At 48.1% G+C, this 15,747-nt stretch carries 16 protein-coding genes; 3 read left to right on the top strand and 13 right to left on the bottom strand.

Annotated elements, in window-relative coordinates:
* Positions 1-68 precede the first annotated feature (68 nt).
* From trmB to BLU98_RS07710, 3 genes are read left to right on the top strand one after another with little or no spacing between them, the layout of a single operon-like run.
* Positions 69-773, top strand: coding sequence for a tRNA (guanosine(46)-N7)-methyltransferase TrmB (gene trmB / locus BLU98_RS07720; protein WP_092723455.1), 705 nt, complete (start codon positions 69-71; stop codon positions 771-773).
* A 31-nt stretch (positions 774-804) separates the two neighbouring features.
* Positions 805-957, top strand: a complete 153-nt coding sequence (locus tag BLU98_RS07715; protein ID WP_257574810.1) for a DUF5522 domain-containing protein — start codon at positions 805-807, stop codon at positions 955-957.
* A 60-nt stretch (positions 958-1,017) separates the two neighbouring features.
* A complete protein-coding gene (locus BLU98_RS07710; RefSeq protein ID WP_092723453.1) occupies positions 1,018-1,404 on the top strand; it encodes an MGMT family protein in 387 nt (128 codons plus the stop codon).
* 3 nt (positions 1,405-1,407) lie between these two features.
* Here BLU98_RS07710 and BLU98_RS07705 read toward each other — a convergent pair whose 3' ends face one another.
* From BLU98_RS07705 to BLU98_RS07645, 13 genes are all read right to left on the bottom strand, one after another.
* Entirely contained in the window at positions 1,408-1,995 is a 588-nt protein-coding gene (locus tag BLU98_RS07705) for a DUF420 domain-containing protein (RefSeq protein ID WP_092723452.1), read from the bottom strand.
* A 17-nt stretch (positions 1,996-2,012) separates the two neighbouring features.
* The gene (locus BLU98_RS07700; protein WP_092723451.1) at positions 2,013-2,825 is read right to left on the bottom strand and encodes an SCO family protein; all 813 of its coding nucleotides are present in this window, start codon (positions 2,823-2,825) and stop codon (positions 2,013-2,015) included.
* Positions 2,826-2,898: 73 nt separating this feature from the next.
* Complete coding sequence (locus BLU98_RS07695) at positions 2,899-3,354, bottom strand: cytochrome C oxidase subunit IV family protein (protein WP_092723450.1); 456 nt, start codon at positions 3,352-3,354, stop codon at positions 2,899-2,901.
* Positions 3,355-3,399: 45 nt separating this feature from the next.
* Positions 3,400-4,080, bottom strand: coding sequence for a cytochrome c oxidase subunit 3 (locus BLU98_RS07690; protein WP_092723449.1), 681 nt, complete (start codon positions 4,078-4,080; stop codon positions 3,400-3,402).
* A 77-nt stretch (positions 4,081-4,157) separates the two neighbouring features.
* Positions 4,158-4,742, bottom strand: a complete 585-nt coding sequence (locus tag BLU98_RS07685; protein WP_257574805.1) for a cytochrome c oxidase subunit 3 — start codon at positions 4,740-4,742, stop codon at positions 4,158-4,160.
* A 20-nt stretch (positions 4,743-4,762) separates the two neighbouring features.
* Complete coding sequence (gene cyoE / locus BLU98_RS07680) at positions 4,763-5,662, bottom strand: heme o synthase (protein WP_092723448.1); 900 nt, start codon at positions 5,660-5,662, stop codon at positions 4,763-4,765.
* Between the two features lie 4 nt (positions 5,663-5,666).
* The gene (locus BLU98_RS07675; RefSeq protein WP_092723447.1) at positions 5,667-7,481 is read right to left on the bottom strand and encodes a cytochrome c oxidase subunit I; all 1,815 of its coding nucleotides are present in this window, start codon (positions 7,479-7,481) and stop codon (positions 5,667-5,669) included.
* Between the two features lie 31 nt (positions 7,482-7,512).
* Positions 7,513-8,589, bottom strand: a complete 1,077-nt coding sequence (locus tag BLU98_RS07670) for a cytochrome c oxidase subunit II (RefSeq protein WP_092723446.1) — start codon at positions 8,587-8,589, stop codon at positions 7,513-7,515.
* Between the two features lie 48 nt (positions 8,590-8,637).
* Positions 8,638-9,867 (bottom strand): quinol:cytochrome C oxidoreductase, encoded by a 1,230-nt coding sequence (locus tag BLU98_RS07665; RefSeq protein ID WP_092723445.1) that lies wholly within the window; start codon positions 9,865-9,867, stop codon positions 8,638-8,640.
* 31 nt (positions 9,868-9,898) lie between these two features.
* A complete protein-coding gene (locus BLU98_RS07660) occupies positions 9,899-10,531 on the bottom strand; it encodes a c-type cytochrome (RefSeq protein WP_092723444.1) in 633 nt (210 codons plus the stop codon).
* Positions 10,532-10,549: 18 nt separating this feature from the next.
* Positions 10,550-11,140 (bottom strand): DUF3341 domain-containing protein, encoded by a 591-nt coding sequence (locus BLU98_RS07655; protein ID WP_092723443.1) that lies wholly within the window; start codon positions 11,138-11,140, stop codon positions 10,550-10,552.
* Between the two features lie 24 nt (positions 11,141-11,164).
* On the bottom strand, positions 11,165-12,607 hold the full coding sequence (gene nrfD, locus BLU98_RS07650; RefSeq protein WP_026768828.1) for an NrfD/PsrC family molybdoenzyme membrane anchor subunit: 1,443 nt from the start codon (positions 12,605-12,607) through the stop codon (positions 11,165-11,167).
* 47 nt (positions 12,608-12,654) lie between these two features.
* Entirely contained in the window at positions 12,655-15,747 is a 3,093-nt protein-coding gene (locus BLU98_RS07645; protein WP_092723442.1) for a TAT-variant-translocated molybdopterin oxidoreductase, read from the bottom strand.

Raw genomic sequence — 15,747 nt, 5'->3', positions numbered from 1 at the left:
CAAGCCTTTTCCTGTTCTTGCTTAGAATTCAACTATAAGAGGCCCAAACTAAGTAATTTTGCAGCCTCATGGGACAAAAAAAGTTGATCCGTTTCGAAGCTATCAGGCATTTTGACAATGTGCTGGAATATCCAAAGGATATGCCTGGTCAATGGAAACAGTTCTTTAAGAATGAACACCCTATTACCCTTGAGCTGGCTTGTGGTAAGGGGGAATACGCAGTAGGACTGGGCCGTCTCTATCCCAGCCGCAACTTTATTGGTATTGATATCAAAGGCAACCGCATCTGGCGGGGGGCCAAAACGGCGTTGGAGGAAGGGTTGAATAATGTGGCGTTCCTGCGTTCGCAGATCGATAAGGTGGCCGACTATTTCCAGCCCGGCGAAGTGGCCGAAATATGGATCACTTTCCCCGACCCCCAACTCCGTGCTTCCCGTGCCAAAAAAAGACTTACCCATCCCAGGTTCCTGCGTCTTTATCAACGGTTCCTGCAATCCAACGGACTGGTTCACCTCAAAACCGATAGTCCCGACCTGTATGAGTTTACCCTAACAGTGATTAACTTATTTGGCCTCGAGGTTATTGACCAGTCCGGCGATGTTTATGCTAACACAAACGTTAAACAAGAGCTGCAAATAAAAACGCATTACGAAGGATTGGATATCGCAGAAAGCAACCGCATTCACTACCTCTGTTTCCGCTTGAACAAAGAACTGCCGGTTGAGAAAGACGAAGCATTAAAACAACTCATCGGTGAGCAAGCAACTGATTGAAGGCATTGACTTCTACTACGAAGGCCCCTATATGGTACTGACCGAGAAATACCATTTAGAGAAAGGCTATTGCTGTGGCAATGGCTGCAGGCACTGCCCTTTCAACTACGAAGCCGTGCCTGAACCGAGACGGACCGTCATCCTGAGCGAGCGAAGCGAGTCGAAGGATCTGCCGAATACTTGAACAGATCCCTCGGCTCCGCTCGGGATGATGGCCTGTGCGCAATTAATCTTAAATTGCTTTATGCCCAACAAAAAGAAATCCGAAAAATTAAAGACCGTTTTACCCAGCGGCGGCGAAGACATTTCTTTTTTTGAACAGGTATATGATGTGGTCAGGCAAATCCCCAGGGGCAGGGTCACTTCTTATGGCGCCATCGCCGCTTACCTGGGTACCCGCATGAGTGCACGCATGGTAGGATGGGCTATGAGCGGAGCAGGCGCTGTTAAGCCAAAAGTGCCGGCCCATCGTGTGGTGAACCGCAATGGCATGCTCAGCGGCAAAGCCGCATTCGCCACACCTACTTTAATGGAAGAACTACTAGCTAAGGAAAAAATAAAAGTCAAGGATGATACCATCCTTGACTTTGAAAAAAAATTCTGGGATCCCGCAGTTGAACTGGCGCTCTGATCTTTAGGGATAATAAGGACTAATCATACAATATACAATAGGACCTGTTATAGCTACGTATAACCACAGAGGCCAGGTAATCTTTGCAATCTCTTTGTGGAGTGAAAACTCTGCTGTTAACCCCCTGTAAGCAGTAAATAAAATAAAGGGTAGTATGATAGCAGCCAGGAAAATATGTGTGGAAAGGATCAGGTAATACACCAGACGTAATTTGATGCCCACCGCTTCTTTCTCTTCATCACTCAAGATGCCATCATGATTGATATCACCGAACCTGGCTTCCCCGGCCAACAGGTGATGGGCGATATAAGAAAGCAGGAAAATAACAGACAGTACCAGCGCCGTCATCATTATTCTTTTGTGCAGCAGGTACTTTTTCTGTTTGACTGCAATCAGCGCAGCTATCAGCAGCAATGCCACAACGCTGTTGAGCACTGCATTGATTACAGCAAAGATGCGTACGTCGAAATCAGGGTGTACATTCAGTTTTACCCTCCCCATAATCACGACTGCGCTGAATACAACGAAAGAAACAATGGCGATCAGCCAACGGGCTTTTTTATCGTTCTTGACAATAACAGGTTCCAGCATAGTATGTATTAGTTTAGTTAGTCGTTCCCTTTTCTCTTCTTCCGAAGGTACAAGATAAAGAAAGTGATCATCAACGCCACCAACAACCACAACCAACCCAGGTCAATGATCTCTCTGAATACCGTACTGGGTTGCCGTGCATCTTTCTCCAGCATCAGCAATCCTATATCTCTCGCCAGCTTACCTATCGATACCGAATCGAGTCCGTTGTAATATCCCCGAACCACACGGTCTTTATCGAGCAACACATAGCGACTGGTATGCACAAAATCGGGCGATACCGGCTCCTCGCTGAACTTGTCTACTTTCAGTTCCTCGAATGCAAACCGATAGATCGAATCCCTGCTGCCCGTGAGCATCCACCAGTTATCGTGCTGCACACCAAAATGATCGGCATAGTTTTTCAGCACCGGAACAGAATCGCGGTCGGGATCAACAGTAAATGAAAGGAATTGAACAATGGAAGTATCGATCTTGTTGCGCACATCGCCGCCCTTGATGAACGACTGCTGCAACCTGACCATATTATGCGTTAATATGGGACAAATACTTCTGCAACTGGTGAAGAAAAAATCGGCTACGATGATCTTACCGGGATTGTCGTAGAGACTAACCGTATCACCGAGCTGGTTAACCAGGCGGATGTTTTTTGATCTGTGCCAGATGCTGTCGTTCACTTCTTTGCCTTTCTCTACCCGTGTAATCACGGTATCCAGCAAAAAACGGCGGGGCATGTCAACCGCCCGCTCGCTGGCATATTTCAATACCAGGTAACAAAACACCGGCAACAATACCGCTACACATAAACCCAACAGCGCTTTTCTATTCATGTCAGCTCATTTACAAAAGAACCACCGCCATAGCGCCGGTGGTTCTTATCAATTCAGTATGATGATGCTTCCATCAATGTTTAGGTTGTTCCACTGCAGTGCCTTTCTCTTCGGCTGGCTTGGCCTCTTTGCCTTCCACAGCATGTTCTCCTTCCTTCTTCTCTACTTTAATGGTAGCCTGCTCTTTGAAATGGGGGTCGTACGTATTACGCAGGTGACGGAATGAATTACCGTCGTAAAGGAATGCGGTGATGAACCATATAAACAGGGCCAAAGGCACCACAATGGTCATGATCATGTTCCTGATCTCGTGTTTCAGGTGCATGAAATAACCTACGATATAAAAAGCTTTTGCCAGCATCAGCACAATGATGGTTATTTTGGTAACCAGCCTTGATGTGCTTTCCAGCGGCATGCCCATCATCCAGAAACCAAGGGCCAGTTCTATGATGGTTAAAACCGTAAGGATCAGCGTTACCCTTAAAATCTCTTTGGTGCCTCCTCCGCTGTGTTCTTCTGAATGTGCCATAATAATATCTTAATCGATGTGAAGAATGTTTTTAGTTGTTTGTTGTTAGATCAGGTAAAAGCAAGTGAATACGAATACCCATACCAGGTCTACAAAGTGCCAGTACAACCCGGCTTTTTCAATCATCAGGTAATGTCCGCGCTTTTCAAATTTATCCATCAGGGTCATGGTCAGCATCACAATGTTGATGATCACACCTGAAAACACGTGGAATCCGTGGAACCCGGTAATGGTAAAGAAGAAATTGGTAAAGTTGGTAGAAGAAGCGGTACCATCATGGTTGATGAAAGGATTGCGTCCCCACCAGGCGCCTTCATGAAACAGGTGGTTCCACTCCCATGCCTGGCAGCTCAGGAAGGCCAGTCCGCCCAGGATGGTCAGGATCAGGTTTCTTACCACTCCTTTCTTATCCATTTCATGACCGGCTTTCACCGCCAGTACCATGGTAACCGAACTGATGATCAAAATGAATGTCATGATACTCACAAACACCAGCGGCGCATGCACTCCTTCGGAAGCGAAGGGGTAGCTTCTGAACACTTCATTGGGGTCAGGCCAGCCGTTGGTAGAAAAACGGATGGTGCCGTAAGAGATCAGGAATGCACCAAATGTGAAGGCATCGCTCATTAAGAAATACCACATCATCAATTTTCCATACTCTACGTTGAAGGGACTCTTCCCTCCACCCCACATTTTGGATGCTGTTGCAGTTGTTGTACTTGACATGATTACACTGAAAATTTCGTTACAAAAATATTGGGTACGGTTTAAAAAAGCTGCAGAAACCGCAACTTTTTTGGGATCTACCCGATCCAGTTATAAAAAACAAACAAGTATATCCAAAGCGCATCCACAAAGTGCCAGTAAGTGCCGGCTATTTCCAGCGGCATACTGTTGTATTGCTTGATGCGTGTGCTGAAAGCCCTTGCAAAGATCACCAGCAGGGCTATTACTCCACCCAGTACGTGCACCATGTGCAGACCGGTGATCACAAAGAGAAAAGAAGCAGATGAATTGCTTTTTTCCCCTACCAGCGCAATATGCTGTGCTTCCAGGTTGCGGAAGCCCAGGTACTGCAAGGTGATGAACAGGAGTCCCAGCAGGGCCGTGGTGCTGATGAGCATACGGTAACGCCCCATTTCCCTTGCTTTGAAGGCTTTGAGCGCCAGGTGCATGGTGAGGCTGCTTACCAGGATCACCGCGGTGGAATACCGGAATATAACTGGCAGCTGGAATTCAAGCCAGTTGCTCTGGTTCTTTTTCACGATATAAGCACTCGTGAGCCCTGCAAACATCATCACAATACTACCAATGGCCACCCACAAGGTAAACTTGTGCGGGTGCAGCCTTTGCGGCCTATTGGGTTGTTGTATCGCTGTCATCATCATCACATTTATTTTATCGCTCTTTACAATTTATTTGCCAGCAGCGCCAGCAGTACCACCGGCAGGTAGATATAACTGCTGAACATCACGCGCCTGGCAGATTTCACGTCCATTCCCTTATACAGTCGCAGGCATTGTACCACCATGAACAGGTTACATACAAGTACAATCCACATACTGGTCTTTCCTGCTATGCCAAAATAATAAGGTAATATGCCTACGGGTATCATCAGCACAGCATACATCACTGTTTGCATGGCGGTGAACCTCGTAGGACCTTTATCGGAAGGCAGCAGTTTGAATCCAGCCTTGCTGTAATCGGTATGCGCTACCCAGGCAATGGCCCAAAAATGCGGGAATTGCCAGAGGAACTGTATGCCAAACAAGGCCCATCCTCCTGCACTGAAATCATCGTTGCCCGCCACCCAGCCAATCAGGCAGGGCAGTGCGCCGGGAAAAGCTCCTACCAGCACGGCAATGGAGTTGATCTTTTTCAGCGGCGTATAGATATAGGCATAGAGGAATAAACTGAAGGCAGATAACAAGGCAGAAGAGCCGTTGAAAAAATACCACATCATCAACACACCCAATATTCCTGCGATGAGTGCAAAAGTATAGGCTTCCTGCTGCGACATGCGGCCACTGGCCACAGGGCGCCTGGCAGTTCTCTTCATCACTGCATCGGTATCTTTTTCAACGGCCTGGTTAATGGCATTGGCGCTGCCGGTGATGAGCATGCCGGCTATGAAAAGCAGCAATATCATCCACCAGTTGTATTCCACCACTTTGGGTGCCAGCAGGTAGCAAACAACACAGGAGAACACTACTGTCAAGCTCAGTGTGAACTTGGTCAGCTGCATGTAATCTTTCAACCTGGCTGACAGGGAGAAAGGAGCAGGTGTTGATGCGTCTGTTGCAACCATATCATCAGTGGTGTTCGCTTTCGTCAGATCCTACCGGGGTGGTTTGCGGAATGAAATCTTTTCCATCCTTACCATAGTCATAAGCCCAACGGTGTACTTCAGGTATTTCGCCGGTCCAGTTACCATGACCAGGACGGATAGGAGCTGTCCACTCGAGTGTGGTAGCACCCCATGGGTTCTGTGAAGTCACTTTCCTGCCTTTGAAAATAGAATAGAAGAAGTTGAACAGGAACAGGATTTGCACAGCGAATACGATCATCGCCACGGTGCTGATGAACCTGTTCAGTTCCACGAATTGTTTAAAGCTTTCCCAGTTGCTGTAGTCGTAGTAACGACGTGGCATACCGGCCAGACCCTGGTAGTGCATGGGCCAGAAAATCATGTAAGCACCGGCGATGGTTACCCAGAAATGGATATAACCCAGTGTATTGTTCAGGTAACGTCCGTACATTTTGGGGTACCAGTGGTATACACCGGCAAACATACCGAACATGGAAGCCACACCCATTACAATATGGAAGTGAGCGATCACAAAATACGTATCGTGCAGGTGGATATCCAGTGCTGAGTTACCCAGCCAGATACCGGTTAATCCACCGGAGATGAACAGGCTTACAAAGCCGATAGCGAACATCATACCGGGTGTGAAGCGGATATTACCGCGCCACAATGTGGTGAGCCAGTTGAAAACTTTGATGGCCGAAGGAACCGCGATCAACAGGGTAAGCAATACGAATACCGATCCGAGGAAGGGGTTCAATCCCGTTACGAACATGTGGTGCGCCCATACCAGGAAGGCCAGGATAGCGATAGCGAACAGCGATCCCACCATGGCCATATAACCGAAGATGGGTTTGCGTGAATTGATGGATAATATCTCCGATACCATACCCATGGCCGGTAAGAGAATGATGTATACTTCGGGGTGTCCCAGGAACCAGAACAAGTGCTGGTACAGGATGGCGCTACCGCCTTCATTAGGCAATGCGCCCACACCACTGACGAAGATATCTGATAAATAGAAGCTTGTTCCGAAGTTACGGTCGAATATCAGCAGGATGAAGCCTGATAACAATACGGGGAATGACAACACACCCAGTACGGCAGTGAAGAACAGGGCCCAGATGGTCAATGGCAAACGGGTCATGCTCATACCTTTGGTACGCATGTTCAGGATGGTAGCGATATAGTTCAAACCACCAAGCAGCGACGATACCACGAAGAGGGCCATGGCAATCAGCCATAGATCCATACCCGTTTTAGAACCGGGAGAAGCCGACCCCAGTGCGCTCAACGGAGGATAAGCTGTCCAGCCACCGCTGAAAGGACCTGTTTCAACAAACAGGGAAGACAACATCACCACGCTGGCGATGAAGAAGAACCAGTAGCTCAGCATATTCATGAAAGGAGAAGCCATGTCTCTAGCTCCTACTTGCAGGGGAATGAGGAAGTTGGCAAAGGTTCCGCTCAAGCCTGCTGTCAATACAAAGAACACCAGTACGGTACCGTGCGTGGTAACCAGTGCGTAGTATGCAGAGTCAGAAATACGTCCGCCTTTGGCCCATTTACCCAGGATATCTTCCAGCCAGGGGAAAGTGGCATCGGGATAACCCAGTTGCAAACGGAACAACACACTCATCAAACCACCCAGTACAGCCCAAACCATACCCGTGATCAGGAACTGCTTCGCGATCATTTTATGATCCTGGCTGAACACATATTTGGTGATGAAAGTCTCATGATGATGATGCTCGTGATGATCGCCATGAACCTCATGCGCCAGTCCCGGATGTGCATGCACTACTGCTTCGTTACTCATACAAATATTCTTTAAGTTCTAACTTCTGTTTTTACATCTTTGCTGTGCTCTTCACAGCAGTTGCCTCTGTTTTTACAGCAGCTGTTTTGGTGCTGTCTGCGGCCGGTTTGGCATTGGCCGGGTCTTTGTCAGGGAAAGCGGTCAGGTAAGCTGATTTTTGTTTAGCCATCCATACATCAAACTCTTCCTGGTCTACCACTTCTATGGAGCCTTTCATGGAGTAATGTCCATTACCGCACATCTGGTCACAACTGAGCTCATAAACGAAATTGGGGTTGCCGGTAATTTCACGCATTTCTTTGGTGGTGTACTTGGGGGTAAACCACAGTGTAGTAGGTGTACCGGGTACCGCATCCATTTTCATCCTGAACTGGGGCAGACCTACATCGTGTACTACATCCCTTGAACCTATGATCAATTTAACCGGTCTTCCTTTTACGAGATACATGGTCTGTGCAACCACATCGTCGTGACCCATTGCATCATCCCATAACAACCCAAGGGGGTTATTGTTCGCATCATCGATGTTCCTGAAATATTTTTTACCAAAAGTGCCGTCTTTTCCTGGGTAACGGTACATCCAGTTGAACTGGCGGCCGGTTACTTCCACTACCATGGCATTTTTAGGAGGTTCTCCGGTGAATAAGAACCAGTTACGCAAGCCAATCACCACCAATATGGTCAGTGTTACGGCCGGGATGATGGTCCAGATCAACTCCAGGGTATTGCTATGCGGGAAGAAATGCGCTTTACGGTTTTCTTTTTCCTGGTATTTATACGCAAACCAGAAAAGTAATACCTGGGTAAGGATGAATACCAATCCGGTTAAAGCCAATGTAACCCATAACATAGAGTCTACCCGCTCCCCTTCAACGCTGGCAGAGCCATGCGGCAATAAGGTTTTACCATACAATTCCTTGTTGCAGTACCACACACCTATGAGGCCCAGCACCAGGAAGGCAAGCATGAGAAAGCCATTGATCTTGTTGTTCTGCTTGCGGCTGGTTTCCGCACCTTTCAATACTGCTACATATTCGCTGGCTTTGGCAATCTGGAAGATCACAACAAAAATCAGCACGATCACAGCTATGGTTAAAAACATTGTCATAACGCTATCAATATTTTCTTAATTCTAACAAATACGCTTCTATACGGTTTATACCACGTGAATAACACTCTCTTTGATGAAGGGATGGTGTTTCTGCACCAGCGGCTTGCTGGCCAGTGACTTTCCTACAAAATATATCATCATGCCCACAAACAAACTCAGGATACCAAAATCCAGCCAACCCAGGGTTACATGCTCTTTAGACAGGCTTCCCATTACCATCTGGTAGAAATCGATCCAGTGTCCGAAGAGGATCAACACTGCCATAAAAGTCATCAGGGTATAATTTCTTTTTGCAGAACGTTTCATCAGTATCAGTATCGGGCATACAAAGTTGATGATCAGATTCAGGAAGAAAATCCCTTTATAAGGCCCCTGTACACGGTGTTTGAAATAAACAGTCTCTTCAGGGATGTTTGCATACCAGATCAGCATATACTGTGCAAACCATAGGTAGGTCCAGAAGATAGAGAAGGCGAACATGAATTTACCGAGATCCTGCAGGTGTTCCTGGTTGGTGAGTTCCAGGTAACCTTTGTTTTTGAGATAGATCACCCACAATGCGATCAATGACATGCCTGATACGAATGAACTGGCGAAAGTATACCAGCTGTACATGGTAGAATACCAGTGTGCATCGATGCTCATCATCCACAACCAGGGAACGGTAGAACCTACGGTGAGGGCGAACCAAACAATGAACAATGCCGCGCGGATGGTACCTCTCCAGATGAAGCTGGCGCCCTGTTCTGCATCCATCGGCTCATCTGCTTCATTACCCAGCTGGCGCATCCTCCAGCCCAGCAGGCTCCAGAAGCCCAGGGTGAGGGTGGTCCAGATGATGAAAAACTTAGGGTTCAGGAAACCTGATTTTCCTTTCAACAAAGAATCGTTGGCAACGGCATCGCTGTCGAGCCAGTGATAGATATGGTGTTTGTTGCCCAGTACCACATAAAGCAGTACTACAAAAGTGATAGATCCAAAAATAGGCACCATCGTAGAGATCGCTTCACAAACACGACGGAACGTTTGCTCCCATCCGCCCATGGCCAATGTGGTAGCACAGATAAAGAACATGCTCGCATTGCAGATCATGGTCCAGAAGATGGTATTGTACATCAATGTACCCCAGAAATGCGCCTGCTCGTGTTCATCGCTGCTCAAACCTTTGGTTGCCAGTCCGATCACCAATGCAACCAACCCAATGCCGATGAGCGACAATGACCAGGTTTTCATTTTTCCGGGAATCTCAAATTGCGTTCTGATAGATGATGCCATCGTTAATCTTTTATTTTGATCCTCTGATTAGTTATTTTTTCGCGGTTGCATCGGCTGCCGGAGCAGCTGCTGCAGCTTTAGCCGCCAGTTGTTTGTTCTTAATGTATTTGATTACCATCCAGCGCTGTTTGCGAGTCAGTTGAGAAGCATAAGAACCCATCATGTTCTTCCCATAAGAAACTGAATAGAACATCTGTCCTTCCGGCATCACAGAAACCACCGGGTCTCCGATAAAATTCTTGGGTGCAGCCGGATAAGGTCCTTCACCTCCTTTATACAGCGGTCCGTTACCATCCAGTTTGGTACCATGGCAGATACCGCAGTTGATCTGGTACAAACGCTCCGCCTCTTTTGCATCGGTAGTTGATAACGAATCGAAAGGACTCTTCACCTGCTTAGATGCAACATAGTTGGTAGTATCGGTACCCTGGTCTTTGGCATAAGGGAAAGGCATTTCCTCTTCACGTGCAATGGTTCCTGCTACCGGCCTGTTGTCGAAATTGATACCCTTTTCTGCCAGGTTACTGTGGTCTGCATAGGTTTCATACGCGCGGCTATAAGCCATATCAGGCATATAAATATGTCCGGGTGTGCGTTTTACATCGCTACAGCTTACAATCACCGTGGCGGCAGACAAAACAGCTATGATAGATAATTTATTCATCGTCGTTCTATATTGTAATTAAGCAACTACTGCTTGCTTGGTTTCAAAAGGCATTTCATCTTTATCGTACCTGCCCAGCCACCAGCCGGTTTCTGCTACCTGTACATCGGTCTCTACAGCGCCGTTGCTGTGCAGGAATGAACGCAGGTCGTCTACATTGGTCTTGTCGGTACACTCGATCACCATTACAAACAGATCGTCTGTAGCGCGTGGGTGGAAATGGTGCTTCTTCACAAAAGGCGCTATCTGGCAGAGATAGCAGAATGTGAGTACCATGCCCACAGCCGAGAACAATACCGTCAGCTCGAACGTAATGGGAATCCAGGCTGGCAAAGCGAAGTGTGGCTTACCGCCGAAGTTCAGAGGCCAGTCCTTGGCCAGGATCCAGGAGATACCGCTCAATGCCGTGGTGGTACCAGTGATACCATAAATGAAACCGGCGGTATGCAGACTGGTTTCCCTGATGCCCAACGCATGGTCCAGGCCATGTACAGCAAAGGGTGTGTACACATCGTGTATCTTGTAACCTGCGGTGCGTACTTTTTTCACTGCAGGAAACAGAACGGCTTCATCATCAAAACAGCCTACTACGAATTTCTTTTTTGCCATGTATTTCAGTTTACATTCTTATGCTTAGTGATGCGCTTGTTCGTGCGCAAAATGTTCCAGGCTCTGTTCTTCTATAGGTGTCATCTTCGCCTTATAATTTTCTCCCGTTGTCTTCAGCACGTACTTGATCTCGGCAATGGCTATCACAGGGAAATATTTAGCGAATAAGAAGAAGCAGGTGAAGAACAATCCGAAGGTTCCGGCGTAGAAGCCGACCTCCCAAATAGTTGGACTGTAATACACAGACCAGCTGGAAGGCAGGTAGTCGCGGTACAGTGATGTTACGATGATCACGAAACGCTCGAACCACATACCGATGTTCACGATGATACTCATGAAGAAGGTTACGAACAGGTTCCTTCTCATTTTGCGGAACCAGAATATCTGCGGACTCAATACATTACAAGCCATCATGCCCCAGTAGCTCCAGCCATAAGGACTGAACAGGTAAGCACGGCTGTACCAGAAGGTATATCCTTCGTATTTATTCTGGCTGTACCAGCCCATGAACAATTCTGTTAAGTATGCCACACCCACAATGGAACCCGTTAACACAATTACTTTGTTCATCGCTTCAATGTGTCCCATGGTAATGTAATCCTGCAGTCCAAACACTTTACGTACCACCAGCAACAAGGTTTGTGTCATCGCAAAACCAGAGAAGATCGCACCAGCAACGAAGTAGGGTGGGAAGATGGTGGTATGCCATCCGGGTATCACTGAAGTGGCGAAGTCGAACGATACGATGGTGTGTACAGAAAGTACCAGCGGCGTACTCAAACCGGCGAGTACCAGTGATAAGCTTTCATGACGCTGCCAGTGTTTGGTAGAACCGCTCCATCCGAATGAAGCGATACCGTATAAGCGTTTGCGCAGTTTGGTAAAAGCGCGGTCGCGGATGGTACCGAAGTCGGGAATCAGACCGGAATACCAGAACAGCAAGGATACGGTGAAGTATGTAGAGATCGCAAACACGTCCCACAACAGTGGTGAGTTGAAGTTCACCCACAGTGGTCCGCGTGTATTGGGATAAGGTAATACGAAGAAAGCCATCCACACACGTCCCATGTGGAAGATAGGGAACTGTCCGGCACACATTACCGCAAAGATGGTCATCGCTTCAGCCGCACGGTTCACCCCTGTTCTCCATCCCTGGCGGAACAGCAACAGGATCGCAGAGATCAGCGTACCGGCGTGACCGATACCTACCCACCATACGAAGTTGGTGATGTCCCAGCCCCAACCGATCGTTTTATTCAGGTTCCACTGCCCGATACCGTAGGTTACATCCCGGTAAACACTGTACACCCCAAACATCAGTAAGGCAACAGCAGTGAAGAACCCCACATACCACAACCGCGGGGGTTTGGCTTCAATAGGGCGAACAATGTCTTCCGTTACCTGGTGATAGTTCTTATCACCATTCACTAACGGTTCCCTGAGCTGTGATTCATACTTTAAATGCATCTGATCTTATTTTTTTATCCCTGGGCTTAAGCCCAGGACAAATTTTATTAAGCGTGTTCTTTCTTCTCTTCTTTCTCTTCTTCTTTGTTCCGCACTTTGGCCAGGTAAGTTACGTTCGGCAATACGTGCAGCTGCTCCAATGAATAGAACTGGCGGTTCGGATTGTCGATACGTATTTTGGTAATGGCGCTGTGCTTATCGTTGGCGTTACCAAAGTTGATGGCGTTGGTAGGACAAGCCTGCTGACAAGCCACTTTGATATCGCTGTCTATCATCGGCCTGCTTTCGCGCTTGGCTTTCAGCTTAGCTTCCTGCAAACGCTGTACACAGAAGGAACATTTTTCGATCACACCGCGTGAACGTACTGTAACATCGGGGTTCAGTACCATGCGGGTGAGGTCATCGCTCATGTTCAATACCACATCGTTCACAATACCCCTTTGGTTATCGGGGAAGCTGTCGGCACCGGTATAATCGGCCCAGTTGAAACGGCGTACTTTGAACGGACAGTTATTGGCGCAATAACGGGTACCTACGCAACGGTTATAAGCCATCTGGTTCAAACCTTCGCTGCTGTGGTTGGTAGCAGCCACCGGACAAACGTTCTCACAAGGAGCGTTATCGCAATGCTGACACATCAGCGGCTGGAACACCACATTCGGGTTGTCCATATCGCCACTGTAATAGCGGTCGATACGCAGCCACTGCATTTCATGTCCGCGCAGCACTTCGGGTTTACCTACTACTGCTACGTTGTTCTCAGCAGTACAAGCCACCACGCAGGCGCCGCAACCGGTACAACTGTTGAGGTCAACACTCATACCCCATTTGATACCCGGCCTTTCGTATACAGGATAGATGGTACCCTGCTTTTCATATTCGGCCAGTCCGCCAAACGGTTGCAATTCTTTATCGCGGTCTTCACGTATTTCTGAAGGATGTGCTTTGTACTCAGCCAGCGTCAACTCTTTCATCACTTCGGTACGGTTACCTTGTGTAGTATCGTAACGGCTGTGTGTTTGCGTAAGCGCAACCGGGTATTTTTCGCCTGTTACAGTGATCGTAACATCGCTGTTATCGAAGTTCACTACACCATTGCTGAGTGAAGCAAGGGCGAATGCATTCTTACCTACGTTGGCAGCGGACAAACCGATCTTCTCACTGCGGCCATATCCTACTGCAATACCGATGGTATCGGGGTGGGTGCCGGGGATGATCAGCGCAGGTAATTCAATGCTCTTATTGCCAACAGTAACTTTTACTACTTTCTTGGGTGGGTTCACTTCGTAGCTGTCTGCCTGACCACCATTGTTGAGGTCGATGTCCAGCAAAGTCCTGGCCATGGCAGGTGAAACAATCACGTAGTTATCCCAGGTAGCACGGGTAATGGGGTCGGGCATTTCCTGTAACCAGGGATTTGCAGCGCCCTGTCCGGCTCCGATGGCTATTTTTTCATACAGCACCAGTTCAACTTTCCCGCCTTTTTTAGCAGAAGCAATAGCAGATACTGCATTAGCCAGTGAAGCGCCATTATAGCTGGCAGCTTTAGCAGCTGTTTCACCAGTGGGGTTGATCACACCGTCTTGCAGCGCTTTATCCCATCCGGCAGCACCACCCAGTTTGGTGCTCCAGTAATTTTTGAGGAAGGCCAGGTAATCGGTAGCAGCGCCGCTCCATTTGAGCAGGCTGTCTTGCCACTGGCGTGTTTTGAACAAAGGATAGATCGTAGGCTGGATGAGTGAGAAATGACCGGTTTTGGCTTCTGCATCGCCCCAGCTTTCCAAATAGTGATGATCGGGCGCTACGAATTTGCAGAGCTCCGCGGTTTCATCCACCTTACCGGCGAAAGAAATAGTCGTTTTTACTTTTTTCAGTCCGGCTTTGAACTTATCTGCATCAAACCAGCTATATGCGGGATTGGCACCGTAGATCAGCAGGGTGTTCACCGCACCTGCATTCATGTCTTCCACCAGTTTCACAAAATCGGCGTCGATGCCCTGGCGGGTATTGTTCAGTACCGACCAGTCGATGGTAGTACCATTCGCATTGATGGCGTTGTTGATGGCGTTCACCACTGTTTGCACGTTCACATCGTTGCTGCCGCTTACTACCAGCGCTGCACCTTTGTTGGCGTTCAGTTCTTTGGCTGCTTTTTCAATAGCTGCTTTCAGTTTGGCATCGCTGATACCAGTTGCACCCTCGCCGTTAACGGCATTCAGCAGGGCTACTGCTACCGCACCTGTTTCTGAGGGGCGGTGTAAATATTTTTCATCTGCGTTGGAACCGGTGAGACTGGCTAAGCTTTCAAAATGAATGTGCTTGCTCATCTCAGGATTCTTCTCGTTGATCTTTTTGCCGGTGGCATATTGTTTGGCAAATTCAACCGGGCTCAACCAGGTGCCGAGGAAATCGGCATCGAGGCTTACAATTGCTTTTGCTTTGTCGAAGCGGTAAGAAGGAATACCCCTTACACCGTAAGATGCTTCATTGGCCAGCAACAGGGCTGAATAAGAAACCGCATCGTAAGTTACGTGTCGGCTGCCGGGATATTTGGCCAGCAACTGGTTGATCGCTTCTTTGGTGGAAGGAGAAACCACGGTGCTGGTAAGCACTACTACGGGACCGTTCAAAGAAGCGGCTACCGCTTTATCTATTGCTTCAAAAGTTACTTCTTTACCATCGATGGTGGGGAAACGCAGGCGTGCGGTATCATAGAGGTCGAGCACCGATGCCTGTGCACGGGCAGAAGTACCGCCCTGGGTGATAGGGCTCAGTTCGTTACCCTCGATCTTGATGGGGCGTCCGTCGCGCACTTTGGCCAGCACACTCACCACATCTCCATCCTGCACATAAGTGGTAGCATAATAATTGGAAACACCGGGAACAATATCTTCCGGTTTATTCGCAAACGGGATGGCTTTCTTTACAGGCATTTCGCAACTCGCGGCCACAGCGGCAGCGGCGGTGCTGAATCCCAGGTATTTCAAAAAGTCCCTGCGTGGCGCTTTGGCGTCAAGGAAGCTTTTGCTTTCATCGCCAACAAACGGCAGTTCTTCCCTGAATTCGTCTTTTACGTCTTTATTGTAAGCCTCAGACTGATTCAGCTCTCCAAAACTTTGCCAGTGCTTTTTTTGCTCCAT

Source organism: Hydrobacter penzbergensis (genome assembly GCF_900106985.1).
Taxonomy (GTDB): Bacteria; Bacteroidota; Bacteroidia; order Chitinophagales; family Chitinophagaceae; genus Sediminibacterium; species Sediminibacterium magnilacihabitans.
Note: the sequence above shows the minus strand (reverse complement) of the source record. Positions and strands in the feature narration are given on the sequence as shown.